This window comes from Mediterraneibacter glycyrrhizinilyticus, from assembly GCF_015560805.1.
In the GTDB taxonomy this organism is placed as follows: domain Bacteria; phylum Bacillota; class Clostridia; order Lachnospirales; family Lachnospiraceae; genus Schaedlerella; species Schaedlerella glycyrrhizinilytica_A.
Genome location: NZ_JADMSO010000002.1, coordinates 188,369 through 207,543, shown reverse-complemented (window position 1 = coordinate 207,543; position 19,175 = coordinate 188,369). Strand labels below are relative to the sequence as shown.

The 19,175-nt window shown below is 47.4% G+C and carries 16 protein-coding genes; 2 read left to right on the top strand and 14 right to left on the bottom strand.

The genetic code is table 11. The features are described 5' to 3' along the window. Nucleotides 1-26: 26 nt before the first annotated feature. The 10 genes from rfbB to I2H87_RS02870 form a co-directional block, all read right to left on the bottom strand. On the bottom strand, nucleotides 27-1,103 hold the full coding sequence (rfbB, locus tag I2H87_RS02915) for a dTDP-glucose 4,6-dehydratase (protein ID WP_009267725.1): 1,077 nt from the start codon (nucleotides 1,101-1,103) through the stop codon (nucleotides 27-29). A 61-nt stretch (nucleotides 1,104-1,164) separates the two neighbouring features. Next, complete coding sequence (locus I2H87_RS02910) at nucleotides 1,165-1,578, bottom strand: DUF2304 domain-containing protein (protein WP_009267726.1); 414 nt, start codon at nucleotides 1,576-1,578, stop codon at nucleotides 1,165-1,167. Between the two features lie 15 nt (nucleotides 1,579-1,593). Further along, nucleotides 1,594-2,283: a glycosyltransferase family 2 protein gene (locus I2H87_RS02905; protein ID WP_009267727.1), complete on the bottom strand. Its 690-nt coding sequence runs from the start codon at nucleotides 2,281-2,283 to the stop codon at nucleotides 1,594-1,596. After that, nucleotides 2,280-3,455 (bottom strand): glycosyltransferase family 4 protein, encoded by a 1,176-nt coding sequence (locus I2H87_RS02900; protein ID WP_195609287.1) that lies wholly within the window; start codon nucleotides 3,453-3,455, stop codon nucleotides 2,280-2,282. Before I2H87_RS02900 ends, I2H87_RS02905 begins: the two co-directional genes overlap by 4 nt. Nucleotides 3,456-3,484: 29 nt before the next feature. Further along, nucleotides 3,485-4,366: a LicD family protein gene (locus I2H87_RS02895; RefSeq protein ID WP_195609286.1), complete on the bottom strand. Its 882-nt coding sequence runs from the start codon at nucleotides 4,364-4,366 to the stop codon at nucleotides 3,485-3,487. Then, nucleotides 4,363-5,631 (bottom strand): lipopolysaccharide biosynthesis protein, encoded by a 1,269-nt coding sequence (locus I2H87_RS02890; RefSeq protein WP_195609285.1) that lies wholly within the window; start codon nucleotides 5,629-5,631, stop codon nucleotides 4,363-4,365. Before I2H87_RS02890 ends, I2H87_RS02895 begins: the two co-directional genes overlap by 4 nt. Nucleotides 5,632-5,817: 186 nt before the next feature. Beyond that, nucleotides 5,818-7,479 (bottom strand): GH25 family lysozyme, encoded by a 1,662-nt coding sequence (locus I2H87_RS02885; RefSeq protein ID WP_195609284.1) that lies wholly within the window; start codon nucleotides 7,477-7,479, stop codon nucleotides 5,818-5,820. A gap of 120 nt (nucleotides 7,480-7,599) precedes the next feature. Next, a complete protein-coding gene (locus I2H87_RS02880) occupies nucleotides 7,600-9,138 on the bottom strand; it encodes a BCCT family transporter (RefSeq protein WP_195609283.1) in 1,539 nt (512 codons plus the stop codon). Next, complete coding sequence (locus tag I2H87_RS02875; RefSeq protein ID WP_195609282.1) at nucleotides 9,135-10,022, bottom strand: NTP transferase domain-containing protein; 888 nt, start codon at nucleotides 10,020-10,022, stop codon at nucleotides 9,135-9,137. The genes I2H87_RS02880 and I2H87_RS02875 overlap by 4 nt, the downstream gene beginning before the upstream one ends. Next, on the bottom strand, nucleotides 10,012-11,757 hold the full coding sequence (locus tag I2H87_RS02870; protein ID WP_117550861.1) for a phosphotransferase: 1,746 nt from the start codon (nucleotides 11,755-11,757) through the stop codon (nucleotides 10,012-10,014). The genes I2H87_RS02875 and I2H87_RS02870 overlap by 11 nt, the downstream gene beginning before the upstream one ends. A 184-nt stretch (nucleotides 11,758-11,941) precedes the next feature. Here I2H87_RS02870 and I2H87_RS02865 point away from each other — a divergent pair, with 184 nt between their 5' ends. Both I2H87_RS02865 and I2H87_RS02860 read left to right on the top strand, forming a co-directional pair. Further along, nucleotides 11,942-12,985, top strand: a complete 1,044-nt coding sequence (locus I2H87_RS02865; protein WP_009267737.1) for a hypothetical protein — start codon at nucleotides 11,942-11,944, stop codon at nucleotides 12,983-12,985. Between the two features lie 158 nt (nucleotides 12,986-13,143). Further along, complete coding sequence (locus tag I2H87_RS02860) at nucleotides 13,144-13,971, top strand: hypothetical protein (protein ID WP_195609281.1); 828 nt, start codon at nucleotides 13,144-13,146, stop codon at nucleotides 13,969-13,971. Nucleotides 13,972-14,044: 73 nt separating this feature from the next. Here the strand turns inward: I2H87_RS02860 and I2H87_RS02855 are convergent, their stop codons facing one another. The 4 genes from I2H87_RS02855 to I2H87_RS02840 form a co-directional block, all read right to left on the bottom strand. Next, the gene (locus tag I2H87_RS02855) at nucleotides 14,045-15,430 is read right to left on the bottom strand and encodes a transglutaminase domain-containing protein (protein ID WP_195609280.1); all 1,386 of its coding nucleotides are present in this window, start codon (nucleotides 15,428-15,430) and stop codon (nucleotides 14,045-14,047) included. Nucleotides 15,431-15,511: 81 nt separating this feature from the next. Beyond that, nucleotides 15,512-16,609 carry a hypothetical protein gene (locus I2H87_RS02850; protein ID WP_243273863.1) on the bottom strand — a complete coding sequence of 366 codons (1,098 nt, stop codon included), beginning with the start codon at nucleotides 16,607-16,609 and terminating at the stop codon, nucleotides 15,512-15,514. A gap of 19 nt (nucleotides 16,610-16,628) precedes the next feature. Then, on the bottom strand, nucleotides 16,629-18,161 hold the full coding sequence (locus I2H87_RS02845) for an MBOAT family O-acyltransferase (RefSeq protein WP_009267742.1): 1,533 nt from the start codon (nucleotides 18,159-18,161) through the stop codon (nucleotides 16,629-16,631). 119 nt (nucleotides 18,162-18,280) lie between these two features. Next, entirely contained in the window at nucleotides 18,281-19,123 is an 843-nt protein-coding gene (locus I2H87_RS02840; RefSeq protein ID WP_009267743.1) for a hypothetical protein, read from the bottom strand. Nucleotides 19,124-19,175: the final 52 nt, after the last annotated feature.

Below are 19,175 nucleotides of genomic sequence, written 5' to 3'. Positions count from 1 at the left end.
AGGATACTGCTGATTTTTATGACCGTTTATTTGTACATCTCTTCGTAATACTTCTGGTAATCACCGCTTGTAACATTCTTCATCCATTCCTCATTTTCAAAGAACCATTTGATCGTCAGACGGATTCCATCCTCAAATTTCGTCTCCGGATACCAGCCGACCTCTTCTTTGATCTTGTCCGGTGCGATCGCATAACGTCTGTCGTGTCCTTTTCTGTCCTCGACATAAGTGATCAGATCTTCGCTCACCAGTTCTTTTCTCGGATCTCCCTCCGGAAGCATCTCCTGCAGTGTATCCAGAATGATATGGATGATCTGGATGTTCTGCTTCTCATTGTGACCGCCGATATTGTAAGTCTCAAACAGTCTGCCTTTTTCCTGAACCATATCGATTCCCTTTGCGTGATCTTCTACATAGAGCCAGTCGCGCACATTTTTTCCGTCTCCGTATACCGGAAGCTTCTTGCCCTGCAGCGCATTGTTGATGATCAGCGGGATCAGCTTTTCCGGGAACTGGTACGGACCGTAGTTGTTGCTGCAGTTCGTAATATTTGCCGGGAACTTATAAGTATCCATGTAAGATTTCACAAGCATATCCGAAGATGCTTTGCTTGCGGAATACGGGCTGTGCGGATCATACGGAGTCGTCTCATAGAAGAATTCATCCTCGTTCTCCAAAGATCCGTACACTTCATCTGTGGACACATGTAAAAACTTCTTGTCCGGCTTGAATGTTCCGTCCGGAAGTTCCCATGCTGCTTTCGCTGCATTGAGCATCACCAGAGTACCAAGTACGTTCGTCTTTACGAATACTTCCGGATTGCGGATGCTTCGATCCACATGGCTTTCCGCCGCAAAATGTACAACACGGTCGATGTCATTCTCGTCAAAGATCCGGTTGATCGCCTCAGAGTCGCAGATGTCCGCTTTTACAAATGTATAATTCTCACGATCTTCGATGTCTTTCAGATTCTCAAGATTTCCGGCATAAGTCAGCTTGTCCACATTGATGATGCGGATCTCGTTGTCATATTTCCGGAACATGTAATGAATGTAATTTGAACCGATAAATCCGGCTCCTCCTGTTACCAAATAAGTTCTCATAATTGCACTTCCTCCATTGCATATTATTTTCTATTATACCATTTCTACGGCTTAAAATCAACTATTGCACGCTGTTCTTCACATCTGCGTCATTCTTGGCTTTGTTCTTGACGTTGTTCTTCATTCCTGCGTCTTCTTTTCGTTCCCTGCTTTCTTTCTGAAGCGCCTGTGCCTGTGTCAGTTCTTTGATCTGAGTCGACATCCGGGATACCGTCACCGTCAATGTGAAAATGATCACCAGAGAGAAGCAAAATCCAAGGAAAAACAGCATATTGACCGGACTTGCAACCCCGGCTTCATGGGCAAGCCATGTCAGGATCTGCGGAAAACAGTCCAATACAAGAATCCCTCCTCCGACAAACAGCCAGGCAAGCGCATACTGCAGTTCCAGACTTTTTTTTCGAATCATATTGATAATAGCAGCCAGCCCTAACAAAACGCCTGCAGCTACGATGATCTGAATTTTAATATCCATCTTCCCATCCTTTCCTTATCGACGAATCCGTTCGATCAAGATCGCCAACGTCACTTTGACCATATAATACACTGATTTCTTCATGGAAATCGAGGAAACACCGCCCTCGCGTTCCCGCATGATCACCGGCACCTCCGCTACTTTCAGACCTTTCCGGAGGATCGCCACAACACTTTCCGGTTCCGGATAATCCCTTGGATAATCCTTTGAAAATAATTCGATCACATTCCGTCCCGCCATACGCAGTCCGGAAGTCGGATCGGTGATCGTCTTTCCGGTCATCAGCCGTATCAGCCCGGAAAAGAACCGGATCCCCACCCGGCGCATCCCGGATGACTGAAATCCCTGTTTCTCGATAAATCGGGAGCCAATGACCATATCGACCTGATGGATTTCCAGATATTCTGCCATCAATTCCAGAAATTCCGGATCGTGCTGCCCGTCGCCATCCACCTGCACTGCCATGTCATACCCGTTCTCCCATGCATATTTATAGCCGGTCTGGACAGCTCCTCCGATCCCCAGATTGATCGGGAGATCCACATAATGAAATCCATGCTCCTCACAAATTTCTTTCGTCCGGTCTGTGGAACAGTCGTTAATAACAATATAATCAAATCCAACCGCATCCCTCTCGATGGACTCCACTGTTTTTACGATATTTGCTTCTTCATTGTATGCTGGTATGATAATTAACTTCTTCAACTGTTTTTCCTCGGTTTTCCTGTTGTTTTTTCCTGACAAAGCTGTCTCACCTGTGCAGATACGATATCCCATGTATAATGTGCTTTCAGCCGTTCATATGACAGCTCCGCCGCCGCATCCCGCGCTTCCCCCATCGAAACCGCCCTGCGCAGCGCGTCGGTCAGCCTCGTCGTCTCGTTGTCCTCGATCACCATTCCATAGTCATCCGTCGGGAACGTCTCTTTTGCACCGCCGCGTTTTGTCGTCACCACATAACAGCGGCATGCGATCGCTTCCAAAATGGAAGTGGAAAAGCCCTCGGAGAATGACGGCAGGCAGAAAATATCGCTTTCCGAAAGCATGGTGATGATCTCCTCAAACGGAAGTCTGCCAAGCGGGATCACATGCTCGTTCTGCCGCGCATTCACCAGTTCCTCCAAATCTCCGTCCCCTGCGACCCAAAGATATAGGTTCGGGTTCTCTTTCGCAAGGATGTCCATCGCATCCAAAAGCTGCGGGATTCCTTTTTCCGGTAACAATCTTCCGGTAAATGTGATCACCGTCGCATCTTCCGGAATCTGAAACCGACTGCGGTATGTTCTCTCTCCTGCCGTTAAGAGACGTTCAATTTCCTCCAGATCCACCGAATTATAAAGAACCCCTCTCGCCTTGATATGGAAATGCCAAAGCCATTCCACACAGGCTTTTGAAACCCCATAATAATCTTTGCAGAATAACTGTCCCACTTTTGTGATCATATGCTCATAAACACCGCCGATGGCATCCCACATCTTATTGTTCACGGAAAGATGGCTGCTTCCATGATCGATCGTGATGACCGGGATCTTTTTGCTCCATGCAAACCACTGCCCATACAGGGAATGAATGTAAAACCGCGTGTTCACGATCACGAAATCAAAATTCTTCTCCCGTAAAATATGGTGGATCTTGCGAAAATCACCGTTAAATTTCAAGACCGGATAACGTCCGTCCAACAAGTTGATGCACGGCATCCGGTATACCGTGATTCCCTCCATCTTCTCGTACGACGCGATCCGCTGTACATTCGAAGTCACTACCGTCACCTCATCCCCCGCCTCGGTCAGCTTTTTCGCAAGATTGTATGTATAGCGCTCTACACCGCCAAGATGCGGAAAATACTGCGCCGCAAAAATACAGTATCGTCGTTTCATTTCCTTCTTCTCCTGTTGTTTTCTGCCGTTTATTGGTTGTAGATCGGCGCCTCTCCCTCAAACTGGATCACTTTCGGCATATGGTTCACACGCTCATTTTCCGGAGGCAGTTTCATATAGTCGCCGTACACATGTGTCAGAAATTCATGATTGTTTGCCGGAATATACAGTTCCATATCTTCAAACGGAACTTTCTCAAGCGGAAACAGATCTTTCTTTTTTATTTTGTCTTTCAGACAGCCGTTATATTCAAAGGACGTCACATATTCTCCGCCGCCTCCGTTATAGCAGGTCGCCGTCCGTACAAATTTCCGATACAGACTTCTCGGTGAAACACGGAATAATTTCAGCACGGCATGCACGCAGGCACAGGCTGCCGCCATCAGGTTTCCGACAAGACCGTCCGCTGCGATCACCGGCTGTCCGGAACCGCACAGGAACAACATCCGCCCCCAGAATACCGCCATTCTTCCCTGCTTCTTCTGTGCACGCGCTTCTTCCGCCACCTCATCCAACGGAAAGATATCCAGATCGATACACTGTTCATAGGGAAGATTTTCCGTCACCTCTGAAATAAATTTCGTATGTTTCCGCTGCAGATGCGTCACGGTACATGTATAATCTCCATCCAGCTCCGGGGTCATCAGCTGATACCGTTCTGCCATCTCCTCCGGAAAGATCTGCAAAAACTTTTCGTAGTCTTCTCTGAGCATCGCCACATCCACATCGTCATCCCACGGAATAAATCCGCCGTGCCGCACTGCCCCGATCGCAGTGCCGTACACTGCAAAATAATGCAGCTGATGTTTTTCACATACCGCGTCAAAGTCACGCAGGATCTCAACCTGCACACGATGCAGCTTGTCCAGCACTTCTTTTTCATACGGTTTGTTCACTGTATATTTTTTCATACTTCACCTGACTTTCTCCGATAACTGCTCACAAACAACACTGCCGTTAAAAGCAGATAAACTGCCATTGCCGTACAATAGGCAAGGGATGCGCCCATCACAGCCCATTCTCCTACCAGCCATGCGGCTGTCAGCATGATATAGATCCATGTCAGCGCATAAGCGATCACAAGCACATACTGTCTGCGCAGTACAACAAGCGCATTATCCAGTACCGCCGCAAACGTATAGACACAGCCGCCCACCATGATCACCAGAAGTTCACTTTTATAAGCTGACAGATCCACCGCATAGACAATAGACAGAACCGGGATTCCGAGCAGTGCGCTTCCGATCATCAATACAATGCTGATCGCAAGCAGATACCCGATGATCTTTCCCAAAATTTTCAAAAAACGACGTTTTTCCCCTCGGTTCCATACGATCGCCATCTGCGTGATCATCGGACGGAACACGATATATGCCAGATTCAGAACCGATGCCGGCATAAACAAAATATTGAACACCGTCTGGATCCCCGCACTCATCTCTCCATTGGCGATCGCCGTATCGATCACCATCTTCGGCTCATTCAAGATCGACATGATCAAAAACGCATTGATAAATAATGGAAGTCCCTCCCGGAACATGTTTCCAAACCAGCCGCTCCGGTCACGCCCGTCCGGCACATCCCGAAATCGTTCCACTGCCATATGATACCGGAGATCGTAGATAACAAAGCAAAACAGATAAACGCCAAACAGGATCGCACAGGAAACCAGCAGATTTTTCGTAAAGATCAATCCGCATGCAAATCCTGCCGCCGCAAGGATCACCCGATAAGTCAGCGCTTTCCCGGACAGATCCAGGCGTTCTTTCTGCTGAAACCATCCCTCATACACATCCGCCAGAGAATCCACTGCACGGAACAGGCAGACAACAAGCACGACCAGCGCCTTTTCCCCTGTATAACCGCGGACTACGATATACGCGGCGCTGCTTACGATCATTGCCGCCACCGTTACGATACGGAAGATCAGATAGTGCCGGAACAAAAACGTCCCCTGCACGTCCGTCGCCTGATAGACACGGATCTGAAACGTTCCTACGGTTGCCATCAGCTGACTGATCGTCCAGGCAATGCTGAAAATGTCTGCCTCGCGGTCATCCAAGAAACGGGTCACGATCATCAATGCAACAACAGAAAACAATGCATTCACAATACTTCCGCAAATATTCCATATATAAATCGAGCGTTCGCCCGGCTGTTCTTTTATCGATTTCATACTGTCGATCCTTTTTCTTTTTTCCTATGCCGGCATACTGCAACCGACATCTCCGGCTAGTATACCGCAATCCTGCCATCCTGTAAAGTAATCATGAAAAAGATTTCCCATGCGATAAAACAAAAAGACTCTTCATCCGGAACCTTCTTTTCTCAAGATCCAGTCTGAAAAGTCTTTCTCTTTTATTTACCAGTCACATCTTCCGTCACTGAAAAATGTATATTCCACACCGTCGATCACCTGTGTTCCCGTGACCATCGCACCGTTCCCCGGTGTCAGATAATACCAGGTGTCTCCAAGCAGGAGCCAGCCTGTCGCCATCGCTCCGTTACCCGGTGTCAGATAATACCATGTATCTCCGACCAATACCCAGCCGGTCGCCATCATTCCTGACGGATACATGTAATACCAGCTGTCGCCAACCAATACCCAGCCGGTTCTCATCCATCCGCCCGGATCCAGATAATACCATGTATTTCCGTCCAGGAACCAGCCGCTTGCCATGGCTCCCGACGGATACAGATAGAACCATGAATCCCCGATAAACTGCCAACCTGTCGCCATCATTCCCGACGGATACATGTAATACCATGTATTTCCGACAAGCTGCCAGCCGACTGCCATCTTGCCGTCCTCTTTCAGATAATACCAGATGCCGCCCAATTCCAGCCAGCATCCGCTCAGACGGGCGCCGGAGCTGTTCATGTAATACCATTCGTTCTCAATATACTGCCAACCGGTCAGCATATATCCGTTTCCATCAAACCGGTAAGTTTGACCATTGATCTCTTTCCATTCATTTTTCGGATATGTTCCGTCATAGCAATGATACCACCAGCCGCCGCCATCAAGTCTCCACTCTCCGCCAACTTCCGGTTTTCCATAACCTGCTGCCGGTTCTGTCCGAGGCGTCACGATCGTTGTGTAATCTTTGTAACCGAAGTTAATATCAACGTTTCCGTCGATCCCTTTCACACGACCGGTACTGCTGCACTGCCAGATCCCGCGCGGGATGCTGTCATCCGGTTCGATACCGTAAGCCGCAACCCAATGTTCCACATCGCTGACATAGGACATGTCCACCACATTTTTATACCAGTTTTCATTTGTGTAGATCATCGGCGTATACCCTGCCGACTTCACTTCGTCACTGAACGCTTTCGCGATCTTTCCAAGCGCGGTTTTCCCAAGATTCACCTGAGAAGAATCTTCCATGTCGATCACAAGCGGGTAAGATACAAGGTAGCCCGTCGATTCTTCGATCAAAAACTTCGCGTCTTCCACAGCCTGTGCTTCATTCGTCGCTTTACTGTATATGTACACACCGACCGGAATCCCCGCCGCATTGGCTCCTGCCATATTCTGCTCGAAATACTTGTCCACAACATGCTCATACTTTCCGGTCTTCGGATCGGTATAACTGTAACCACCGCGGATGATTGCAAAATCATAACCATCCTGCTTCACCGCATTCCAGTCAATATCCACCTGCCACTCGGAAACGTCGATACCTTTCAACGTATTCTCATGTGCATCGGCATCTTCTCTCCAATAACCGTCACTGGCAAAATAATACCATTTTCCGTCAATCTGCCGCCAGGCTCTCTGTGCCCAGCCTCCGTCTTCATCCTGATACCACCAGCCCTTTGCATCCTGCTTCCATCCAGCTTCCACACGCGCCCGCGCATAAGTGCTGATTTCCTCATCGGCTTCTTTGCCCATCGAAACACCGGCAGTATGATCTTCCTCTTCCGCTGCATGTACCGGAAGCAGTGAAGCAGACGCCACTGCCATGCCAAGGCACAAGCCTCCGATGATTCCCGAAAAAAGGGTCCCTTTTTTGATCATTCGTTCTCTCCTCTCTTGTTCATTCGTACCGAAATTGTCGTCTGAAAGCGCTCCCCGCCAAACAACAATTCCTGTTTTTAGATTCCTATGTATTATAACGAATCCCTTTGTCGTTTTCAATCATTTTTTCTCCGATCCACTTTCCAGATATTTCCGCGCATCCTTGAAGAAGCTTGCAACGATCGCAATGACGATCAAACCGATCGGAAATGCTGCGATGATCGCAACCGACTGCAGACTGCTGATCGAATTTTCGGAAAAGATCAATGCGATCGGGAACAGAATGAACAAAACAGACCAGAATGTACGCACACGTTTATCCGGTTCCTGATCCACATCCAGCTTCTTATAAGAATAAGAAGAAACAACCATCGTCAGCGCGTCAAACGTTGTCGCATAGAAAGCGACCATCGTCACAACAAGGATCAAAAGTCCCAGCTCCGGCAGCGGCAGCGTATGGAAAATTTCCAAAATCGCAGCGGAAACATCCCCTCCCGCGGCGATCTCGCCTGCTATGTCAATCGTTCCTTTCATCTGCTGTGACAATCCATAATTTCCGAGCACGATAAAGGACGTAAATGTTCCTGCCAATCCCCAGCCATATCCGCCGAGTACCGTATTGCGGATCGTCCGACCTTTGCTGATTTTTCCGATAAAAAACGGATTTGCCACACACCACGCCATCCAATAAGCCCAGTAGAAGATCGTCCAGTTCTGTACGAAAGAATTTTCACGGAGCGGATCCGTCCATGTACTCATGCCGATAAAATTCTGTGCCAGATTCCCGATCGAAGACACTCCGGTTTCCAGAATATACCGCATCTCTCCGCCGCCCACAAGAAAATAGACAAGCAGTGCAAAGAAAAGATAAGTACATCCGGTTGCTAGACGCGCAACCCCTTTCATTCCAAACCATACCGTCAACGTATACACGACTGCGATCAACAGCAGGATCATGATCGTAAGCGTCACGCCTGCCGGTATATGAAATACCTCGCCGAGCGCCGCGGACAACAGCGGCGTTGCCATGGAAAATGTCGTTGCCGTTCCAGCCAAAAGCGCCAGCACCGCGATCAGATCGATCGCTTTTCCAAGCCAGCCGTCAACACGATTGCCGAGCAGCGGGCGGCAGGCTTCCGAAAATTTTTGTTTTTCCCTGCCTCTGACATGAAGCATAAATCCAAACGCGACTGCAAGTACAATGTAAAAACTCCATGCAGTCGGTCCCCAGTGAAACAACGGATACGTTGACGCCCATTTCTGGATCCCGCCCATCGCTTCAATCTGCGGTTCATTCGCATACAACGCCCATTCACATAACGAATAAAACAAGATATCTGCCGCCATTGTAGACGTAAAGATCATCGCTCCCCACTTGTAATCGGAATATTCCGGTTTTTCCACATTTCCAAGCCTGATTTTCCCGTAACGGGAAAATGCCATATACATACTGCAGATCAAGGCTCCCGCTGCGATCAACACATAATAAATTCCCAGATCGTCTCCCAAAAATCCCCGGATCTTTCCAAGCACATTCGTGGACTGCTCCGGTAGGATCATAAACAACGCACAAAGTACAACGATCCCGATCAGCGGTACGGTCATCGTCACAAGATCCAGCTTTTTCATCAGTCCCTTTTCCAGTTTTTCCGGTTTCATTTTTCATACCTCCCGATCTGTTTTTTCGCATATTCGTATCGATATTTCACGCCACGGCAATCAAATTCGATCCCCACGACCTGATTTCCTTGTTTGAGCGGATAAATCTGCCGGATCTCTCCCTCCGTACATTGTAAGATATCCGCCAGATTCTCCATAATCGCAGATCCCGTCTGATCCAGGTACTTCGGATCAAACGCCCGAAGTTCTTCCAAGCTGTCAAATTCACAGATTTTCTGATCTTCAAACTTCTTCTGATACAAGACCAGCTCTTGCCTGTGGAGGATAAACAGATCTTCCCAGAACAGATTTTCCGAAGCTTCTTTCCGCATCGCTTCTTCCAGATAAGCACAAAGTTTCGCGGTGAACGGTTCCGCAAGAAATGCATGTCCTTTCATGACCCACTGATCACATCCGCCGATCTCCACTTCCCGGATCCGTCCGTTCTCATCGGCAAAGACGCACCACTCATCGGTCTCTCCCGCTTCAAAAACCGTCGCATAGTAGGAATCTTCTTCCTCTGACCGAAAGACATTTTCCGGAAAATAATTGTCGCCGCAGCAAATATAAGTATTCTTCAAATGTTCCCGAACGACATACAAACTGGAATGATTGTTTCTTGTTTCATAATATGGATTTTCAACCAACGTCACCTTAAACTTTTCTTCCAAATAAGAAAAACATTCTTTTTTGTACCCGGTCACGACGAAAATTTCCTCAATCCCGGCTTCCCGAAGCTGCCGGATCTGCCGCTCGATCAGAACCTCGCCGTGTACATTCAAGAGCGCTTTCGGCGTCTCGTATGAGAGCGGCGCCAACCGCGTAGACATTCCCGCCGCCATGATCACCGCATTGTCCACTTTATATTTTTTATCATTCTGCATCTTCCATTCTCTCCTTTGCAAGCCGGTAAAATTCTTTCGCATAGCGATACTGCCTCAGAGAATATTCTCCGAATTCCACGCCCATCATACGCTTATATTCACACCAGTTGCTCCACAACAATCCGCAGACCGCAATATAACAGTAAATCTTCGTACGGACTTTCTCCGGGCACGCCCCCTCAAAATAACGATCGATCAGCCAGTCGATCCGTTCCCGGTCATACATCGCATAGATCGCGAACATCGCTACGTCTACATGGATATCCTGCATCCCCGCATATTCCCAGTCGATCAGATATGTTTTCTCTCCCGCAAACAAAAAATTATCATGATTTGCGTCAATGTGTGTCAACGCGATCTCTTTCGGCTGCCGGTCAATATACGCTTTCAATTCATAGATCTGCTCTTTGACTTTCTGATAATCTTTGAATACGGATTTCTCACCGTTCCAAAGAGATTCATAATACTCCATCTGCTCGAACAGATCAAATGAATGATCGACTTTCAGCCTGCAGTCGTGGAACGCGCGCAGATATTTCATCGCACGCGATACATCTTCATCGGAATCCGGATCACAGGTTCTCGCGTCCACAAATTCCGTGATCTTATATCCGTTTTCAGGAGAAATGTATCTCACCGGATCTGCGATCTCTTTTCCTTTCAGCGCCTGATAGACGTCATATTCCTGCTTGCGGTTGATCATTTTTCCGGTTCCCTCCCCCGGAATACGGGCAATATAGCGTTTTCTCCGACAGGTAAACTGAAACGACCGGTTCGTCATCCCTTTCTTCAATGCACGGATCTCCACGATCTCTTCTGTCCTGCAGTCCAGCACCTCTCCGATCAGTGAGAGTATGTCGGAATTCAACTGACTGGAATGATGATCCAGTTCCCGAAGTTCTTCCAGTGTGTTGATCTCATGAACAAGGTCTCCTTTCACTTCTCTCGGCCGTAAGTGCATCTTCCCGTCCCACACAAGAGCATCCTCCCAGAATGACTGGCGGTACTCCCGCTTTCCAAACAGTTTTTCCGCCTGCTCCTTAAGATGTCCCGCATCTTCTTTCAGAATATATGCGATCCCGATCATGCGGTTTCCGGCTTCTTCCCCTTTTGTCAGAACAAGCTCCTTTTTCCGGTTCACCCGGAAAATACTTTCCTCACTCTTTTCTTCCCCTACCATATACCAGGAATACCATTCCCGATCTGAAAATGGATTTTCCCTGCACCATACGTCGCACGGGATGATATAAGTATTTCCGATCTTGTGAAGAACCTGTTTTAAAGAATACAGATTGTTTTTCACTGCGTAATCTTTATTGAACACAAGGTGTACTCCATATTTATCGATCAAATATTCATACTGCTCTTTCATAAAGCCGACGACAATATCAATCTCCTTTACACCGGCTTCCAAAAGCTGTCGGATCAGACGTTCGATCAGAGGTTCACCATGGACTTCCAAAATCCCTTTCGGAACTTCCACGTTGATCGGGACCATCCGCATTCCAAATCCCGCCGCCAGGATCACTGCATTTTTCGGACGTTTTTCCTCCATCTCATTCCCGGCTTTTTTTGTCAGTCCCATCTGCCCATCCAGATATCCGGTCTCAACCAGTGTTTTCAGCGCACTGTTGATTTTTCCCAAAGAGTATCCTGTTTTTTCAGACAGTTCTCTTTGGTTTTTATATCGTTCATCCGCAAGGATGTTCATCAATTCATATTCTTGAATGTTCATGTAATCTCTCCTCTCTATTTTCACGAACAACCTGCTATTGATATTACATGTTTCTTTACAAAAATGCAAGTATTTTATCCTATTTTTAGAAGTTTTTCCTATTTTTTTCATCTTCTTTATTGTCTATATATGAAACTTGTCCTATAATAATGGTGATAAAGCCTATGAAAAGGAGGGAACTTTTATGAAAAAACATTTTAAGGCTCTATTACCGGTACTGCTTCTGACCGGACTACTGTTTGGACTTTCCATGACAGCTTCCGCAGAAGACTCCAAAGAAGGTTACTGGGTTCAGAACGGTGACCGATGGTGGTTCCAGTGTACAGATGACTGGTATCCGTCCAATGGTCTCTACGAAATCGACGGTGTAGAATATGCTTTCGATCAGTGGGGATACATGGTGACCGGATGGTGGCAGGATGAATACGATAACTACTACTATTTTGATCTGAACTCCGGCGCAATGCAGAAAGGCTGGGTATGGGACGGTGCATGGTACTACATGGATCCGGAATATGGATTTATGTACTATGACGGTTACTTTTGGATCGACGAGACCAGTTATCTCCTCAGACCGGACGGATCTATGGTAAGCGGCTGGTACTACTATGACTACGATCCAACAGATGAATGGGAAGGCAGCTGGCAGTACCGTAATCAGAATGGTACTAAATATGACGGATGGCTGTTAGACGGCGGTCAGTGGTATTACATCGCAGATAGTTATATGGTAAATAATACTGCTTTTTCTCCGGGTATCTATGAAGAAACAGGCGATGAAACCGCATGGATATTCGACGCTGCCGGACATCTTGTATATGGCGGATGGTATTGGGTAACTTACGAAGGCGAAGGCGGAACTTGGTTACTTGCAAATGCCGACGGTACCGGATATAACGGATGGCTCTGGGAAAACAATCACTGGTACTACATCGATAATGGCTACATGATCAACAATACCACTTACACCGCACCGGACGGATATATCTACGCATTTGACGGATATGGATATCTTGTAAATCAAGAGGGATGGATCTGGATCGGTGACAGCGAATATGGCTTCTGGACTTATACAGATGGAAACGGCGCAGTTCTGACGAACAGTTGGAAATGGATCGACGGAAAATGTTATTACTTCGGCGAATATGGAAATATGTACTCTAACGGAACATATATGATCGACGGCGTAGAATACTCTTTCGATCATACAGGCGCATGGATTCAGTAATAATCAGAAATTTCTTAATTTCATACAACACATACAAAAGAGGGCAGATCTTGTCCTCTTTCTTTTTATCTTTTTTCTGATTCTTCATTGTTTATTTTCTGATTATCATCTATAATGGTATATAATAACTGTTTTTTACGAAAAGGAGGGACTATTTTATGAAAAAATCTTTAAAGGCTTTACTTCCGATCCTGCTTTTGACGGGTCTCTTATTCGGACTGTCTATGACAGCTTCCGCAGCAGATTCCGGAAAACGCGGAGACTGGGTCAATTCCCCGAACGGATGGTGGTTCCAATGTACGGACGGAACCTACCCCAAAAACGGACTTTATGAAGTAGATGGAACCGCTTATGCATTTGATGCAAACGGCTACATGGTGACCGGATGGCATTTCCTCTCCGATTACTGGTTCTATTTTAAAGACTCCGGCGCAATGCAGACCGGATGGTTCTGGGACAAGGCATCCAATGCCTGGTACTACCTGGATCCACAATATGGATATATGTACAGCGACGGAGTACGCTACATCAACGGAACACGTTACGCCTTTACTCCAAGCGGGCAGATGGTAACCGGATGGTATTATGAAACATGGTACAGTGAATCCGCCCAGGCAACAGTCGGCGACTGGTGTTTCTTCAATGCAGACGGCACCGCTTACAACGGCTGGCTCTGGGACGATGCTTCCAATGCCTGGTATTATTTATCCCACAACAAAATGCTCCGCGGCCTGTACGAGATCGACGGATATATTTTCTACTTTGACGGCTCCGGGCGCATGGCAACCGGATGGACGTACACCGATACCGGATTCTGGTATCACTTTACAGGAACCGGCGCTGCGGATCTTGGCTGGATCTGGGATGAAACTTTCTATTCCTGGTATTACTTGGATCCGACCAACGCTTACCTGTATACAAACGGAACTTACAATATCGATGGCACACTCTATACATTTGACCATACCGGCGCATGGATCCAGTAAAGATCCTGACAAGCGAAACGGGAAATCACGATTTCAAGTGATTTCCCGTTTTTCTCATTCCGCCTTTTTTATCTTATAAATAATATTTGTAAGAAAATGGAGATTGTCCAAAGCAGTTATATCCTAATTCATATTCCAGATCCGGATCATAAATCGCTCCGTTGATCTCTACCCAGCCATGATCCACCCATTTGCCGGATACAGATGTTGTATATCCCGAGATGATCCGTGCGTCATATCCAAGCGCTCTTGCCGTATATCCGAACAATGCCGCAAAGCTGTGGCAGTCGCCATAACGGTTATTGAACATCTGGACTGCACGCCATTCCTGCCATGTATATCCGGCAGGCGTCTCTTCATAGAATGACTGATAAGTACAATTATCTACGATCCAGCGATAGCAACTGTAAAGATCATTTCCTGCCAGTGCGATCACCCCCTGCGCTGCCGCATTGGCTGCAGCAAGACCTGCATTCCATGCACCGGAAGAATCCAGCTCATATCCGTCGATCACTGTATCATGTGCCATCACGCCATTCTCATACATGTAATACCACATTCCGTTAATCTGGTTCCAACCGGTCACCATATTGCCGGACCCGGTCACATAATACCATTCCCCACCGAGCTGCAGCCAGGTTGCGGAAGCCATCGCACCATTGGAATGAAGATAATACCAGGTTCCGTTCAGATTCAGCCATCCGGTCTGCATCACTCCCTCTGCGTCCATGTAATACCATGTCTGTCCGTCCAATGTCCAGCCGTTCTTTGCTTTCGCACCGCCGACATTGTAAAAATACCAGTTTCCGTCTTCCTGGATCCACTGATTCTCATACATATGTCCGCTTGCGTTGAATCGGTACTCCTGTCCGCCGATCTCCTGTGCGCCGTTCATCATCCGCCCGGTCTCCGTATCCAGATAATACCAGCCATCCCAGCGTAAAAGCCATCCATAACTTTTCATTCCGCCCGGACCATAGTAATACCAGCCGTCTTCTCTCTGAACCCAGTTATCCTCGCACATCCGGCCGGATGCGTCCAGATAATAGGTCTGTCCGTCGATCTCTTGTTCCCCGGTCAACATCACTCCGGTATTCCAGTCCAGATAGTACCACGCGTCAAGATTGATCCAGCCATAAGCACGCCGTCCGCTCTCCTGCAAATAATACCAGGTTCCATCGTCATTCAGCCAGCCGGTCTGCATCGCTCCGGTGCTCTCATCCAGATAATAAGTTCCATCCGGAAGATAGAGCCATCCGGTTGCCCTCTGCCCATCCGCATAATAGTACCAGCCGCCGTCTTCAACCTGCCATCCGGATTTCTGATTTTCCGTTCCGGCATCCTGCGAGTCACTCTGGTTCTCCGTCTGACTTCCATCCGCAGATTCTGTCGCATGAACGGTCGCCGTTCCCAGCATGCACATTGACAAGATCAGAAATAGTGCCATTTTCTTTTTCATGCTTCCACCTCATGTTCTTTCAAATTTATCACTTATCAGTATACTCCCTGCTACAATTTTTGACAAGTTCTATTCCGTGTTCTATTCCATCGACGGGATCGCATCCAACACCTCGCCGAGCACACGCGAATACTCACGCGCCGCATCTCCGTTCATATGTCCGTCGTAATCCGTGAAGTTCGTGATCTCATGCGAAAAATCCGCAAAATATTCCCGGTTGAAATTCAGGTATCTGACATCCTTTTTCTCAAAAAATTCCGCAAAATAATTCCATGCATCCTGATAATTTGCCTCGTATGCAACGAGAGTCGATGCCGGAACCGGTGTCGATACCGCCACAAATTCAATATCATTTTCCCGGCAGAGATCGATCAGCCGCTCCAGATATTCCATATTCTGCTGCTTCACACTGTCTCTGGTGAAAAGCTTCAAAGCCTCGTTTTCCATCGAAAGCTGCGTCGTATCCACCGGATAACGTTCAATGAATCCGCTCTCATGATATTCCTGCTTGCTTCCTTTCAGGAAAGAAACATCATAGTTATGCATCCATTTCTGATACACGGTCTCCCACACTTTTTCCAGATCATATTTGAAAATGTATTCATACCACGGGAAGATCGCCGTACGGAAATCACATTCCATCATCGTTGCCTGAAAATACTCCAGTTTCGCTCTGGAGAGCGGAAACTCATGATAAAACAGCAAGTAGTTATTCCCGACTTCTTTTTCCGTCACAAAATATCCGGGATCCACTTCGTAAATGATACGCTCCGGCTTTTCCGTCTCGATCATCAGTTTCGTCAGATAATACGCATCGACCGCATATTCGCCGCCCACACACAGATTATGGGCGCTTCGTCCGGTCTCTTCCGACACAACGTCCGGATCAATGTTGATCTTTCCGTGAGAGGTTCCCAAAAATATATCCTGATGTGCTTCCGTCGTTACCGTATGAATATCATTTCTCATAAAGGTGCACGGATACAACAGATAATCCAGTCCGAACAGTACAAGCAGGACCGTCGCGATTCCCCCGACCAGTTTTCCGCCGCTGATCAGGCAGCGCATTCCCTTGGTGCGCTTTTTTCTCAAAACTTTTTTTCTTTTCACATTTCTTTTCACAGGTTTCCTTTTCCCGTTCTTATCGTTTTCCATCGTATTTTCGATATTATTTTCCATATTGTCTGCTCCTCCTTTCCTAGAACTGGGCGTAAATGAATCCGCGCACGGAAGCAGTCGAGCCCAAAAATCCTACTGCAAGAAGCAGCCCAAGATAAATTGCAAAATGGAACGCCGGCGGCCATGCCGCGATCCGTTCCCGGATCGAAATACCGCGCTCCTGGAGGAGTCCTACTACAAAGAGTACAAGGCATCCCGCTCCGAGAATGCACAATACCGTAATGGTCTGAACGGTACCTCCCGCCCCGGTTGTGATCGTAAGAAGCTGCGACGGATCAAATTGTGTGACGGCATATCCCATCATCCGAAACGCATCCCCAACACTTTCCGCACGGTCAAAGAACCAGCTGATATTTACAAGCAAAAAAGTTCTCACAACGCAGAAAATATGATACCATACCGCTTTGTCATTGATATGCAGCTTCTTTTTCCACGTCCGGTATGTATCCGCCATTAGACCGCTGAACGCGATGATCAGTCCATTGTAAATTCCGTAAACAATATAACGCCATTCTGCGCCATGCCAGACCCCGACCACAAAGAATACGATCAGATTCGCCAGACAGATCGGGATCACTCTTCCCTTTTTCCGCCCGAAGATCTTTTTCATCAGTTTGCCAAATGCGCCCATCCAGCCGGAAAGAGAGATCGGATAAAATACATAATCTTTCATCCATGTTCCCAGCGTGATATGCCACCGATGCCAGAAATCCGTAATCGACACTGCGAAAAACGGGCGTTTGAAGTTCTCGTCCATCTCAACGCCGAACAGGGATGCCACACCGATCACAACATCCATTCCACCTGAGAAATCCGCATAAAGCTGGATCGTGTAGAACAGCACCCCGAAAATTGCAAGTCCGCTGTACTGATCCGGCGCTCCGAAAATGGCATCCACAAAGACTGCCGCCCAGTCTGCCAGAACCATTTTCTTAAAAAAGCCCCACAGGATCCGTTCACATCCATGTAAGATCCGCTTTCCCGAAAAAGAATGTTCCGCGTAAAGCTGGTTTGCCAGCCGACCGAACCGTCCGATCGGTCCCTGCAGGATCTGCGGAAAGAACGATACAAACAACGCGTACCTGAACACATTCTTCTCTGCCTTTACTCGTTTCCAGTATACATCAAGCAGATACCCTGCCGTCTGAAATGTGTAAAATGAAATTCCAAGCGGGAGAAGGATCTCGATCCCGCGCAGTTCCATATGAAACAGTGCGTTCAGATTTTCTACAACAAAATTCGTGTATTTTATAATCCCGAGCATCCCGAAATTCAGGATCAGACCGCAGATTAAAATCGCTTTCTGCAGTTTTTTATTTCCTGTTTTCCCATTCTCGTCCTTATTTTCCGCAAATTTTTCGATCAGCCGTCCGCACAGATAACTGCACAACGTGGAAAATAAGATAAAGTACACATAGCGCGGTCCCGAATAAATATAATAAACATAACTTGCCACAAGAAGCACAAGCCATTGGATCTTATGCGGCAGAATATAATATAAAACAACCGTTATAAAAACAAATAAAATAAATAGATTTGATGTCAAAGACATGTTCGTTTCTCCTATGTAAAATTGAGGGTGTCTCAAAAGTCTGCCGCCGGAAAATCCATATCTCAGCTTACTTCTGAAACGCCCTCAAGCTTTTTCATCCAGTCTGTCAATTCAAGTCTCTACTGTACCAGTCCGTCATTCAGACATCCGCCGCCACCGCCTGGCTGTGGAGCCGGAGCCGGTTCTGGAGCTGGTGCCGGAGCAGGATCTGTCCACTGCTGTTGCTGTGCCCATGCTTCCGCTTCTGCCTGCGCCTGTGCTGCCGCCGCTGCTTCCGCTGCCGCCTGTGCTTCTGCTTCTGCCTGCGCCTGCGCTGCTGCTTCTGCCGCCGCCTGTGCCTGCGCTTCTGCCGCTGCCTGTGCTTCTGCTTCTGCCTGCGCCTGTGCCGCCGCCTGCGCTTCTTTTACGGAAATCTCTGCATCTTTTGTACTCACGACTTTCTTTGTCGTTGTATCTTCATATTTCAAAAAGACAACCTCTTCTTCCAGACAAAGTTCGCTCTCTTTAAAACTTCCAAAGTTGACCGTATGAAGCGCCAGATGACTCTGATCTGCAAAATAAACCTGGACTTCGTAAGACGCAGCGTCTCCTCCCGCAGCTGTATCCGCTGCTGTATCATAATAAAGGATCCGGCTTTCTCCGTTCTTAAATACGTCGCCCTCTGTCATCAGCCCCGCACCGTACTCCGGCAGATTCCCCGCTTTCAGCGCGATCCCGGTGATATCTTTTCCGGTACTGTTCTTCAGCGTCACGGAAATCACAGATTCTCCCTCTGCTTTTGTTCCGATCGTTTTCAGTTCTTCCTTTTTCGCATCTGCTTTTTTATCAGTCTGCTTTTTGTCTGTCTTCTCTGTTGATTCGGTCTTCGCGTTCTTTGTATCATCCGCTTTATCCCCACAGCCTGAAAGGGATCCCACTGCAAGCAGACAGCACGCTCCGAAAATCAGTATCTTCTTTCTCATCTTTGCTACTCCTTTGTTTCAAACATCCTTCAGTTTTCGCTTTTCAACGCTT

Excerpts from the sequence above, each read along its gene's own strand:
- rfbB (WP_009267725.1), bottom strand. The coding sequence starts at position 1,103 with ATGAGAACTTATTTGGTAACAGGAGGAGCCGGATTTATCGGTTCAAAT.
- I2H87_RS02910 (WP_009267726.1), bottom strand. The coding sequence starts at position 1,578 with ATGGATATTAAAATTCAGATCATCGTAGCTGCAGGCGTTTTGTTAGGG.
- I2H87_RS02900 (WP_195609287.1), bottom strand. The coding sequence starts at position 3,455 with ATGAAACGACGATACTGTATTTTTGCGGCGCAGTATTTTCCGCATCTT.
- I2H87_RS02895 (WP_195609286.1), bottom strand. The coding sequence starts at position 4,366 with ATGAAAAAATATACAGTGAACAAACCGTATGAAAAAGAAGTGCTGGAC.
- I2H87_RS02890 (WP_195609285.1), bottom strand. The coding sequence starts at position 5,631 with ATGAAATCGATAAAAGAACAGCCGGGCGAACGCTCGATTTATATATGG.
- I2H87_RS02885 (WP_195609284.1), bottom strand. The coding sequence starts at position 7,479 with ATGATCAAAAAAGGGACCCTTTTTTCGGGAATCATCGGAGGCTTGTGC.
- I2H87_RS02880 (WP_195609283.1), bottom strand. The coding sequence starts at position 9,138 with ATGAAACCGGAAAAACTGGAAAAGGGACTGATGAAAAAGCTGGATCTT.
- I2H87_RS02875 (WP_195609282.1), bottom strand. The coding sequence starts at position 10,022 with ATGCAGAATGATAAAAAATATAAAGTGGACAATGCGGTGATCATGGCG.
- I2H87_RS02870 (WP_117550861.1), bottom strand. The coding sequence starts at position 11,757 with ATGAACATTCAAGAATATGAATTGATGAACATCCTTGCGGATGAACGA.
- I2H87_RS02865 (WP_009267737.1), top strand. The coding sequence starts at position 11,942 with ATGAAAAAACATTTTAAGGCTCTATTACCGGTACTGCTTCTGACCGGA.
- I2H87_RS02860 (WP_195609281.1), top strand. The coding sequence starts at position 13,144 with ATGAAAAAATCTTTAAAGGCTTTACTTCCGATCCTGCTTTTGACGGGT.
- I2H87_RS02855 (WP_195609280.1), bottom strand. The coding sequence starts at position 15,430 with ATGAAAAAGAAAATGGCACTATTTCTGATCTTGTCAATGTGCATGCTG.
- I2H87_RS02850 (WP_243273863.1), bottom strand. The coding sequence starts at position 16,609 with ATGGAAAATAATATCGAAAATACGATGGAAAACGATAAGAACGGGAAA.
- I2H87_RS02845 (WP_009267742.1), bottom strand. The coding sequence starts at position 18,161 with ATGTCTTTGACATCAAATCTATTTATTTTATTTGTTTTTATAACGGTT.
- I2H87_RS02840 (WP_009267743.1), bottom strand. The coding sequence starts at position 19,123 with ATGAGAAAGAAGATACTGATTTTCGGAGCGTGCTGTCTGCTTGCAGTG.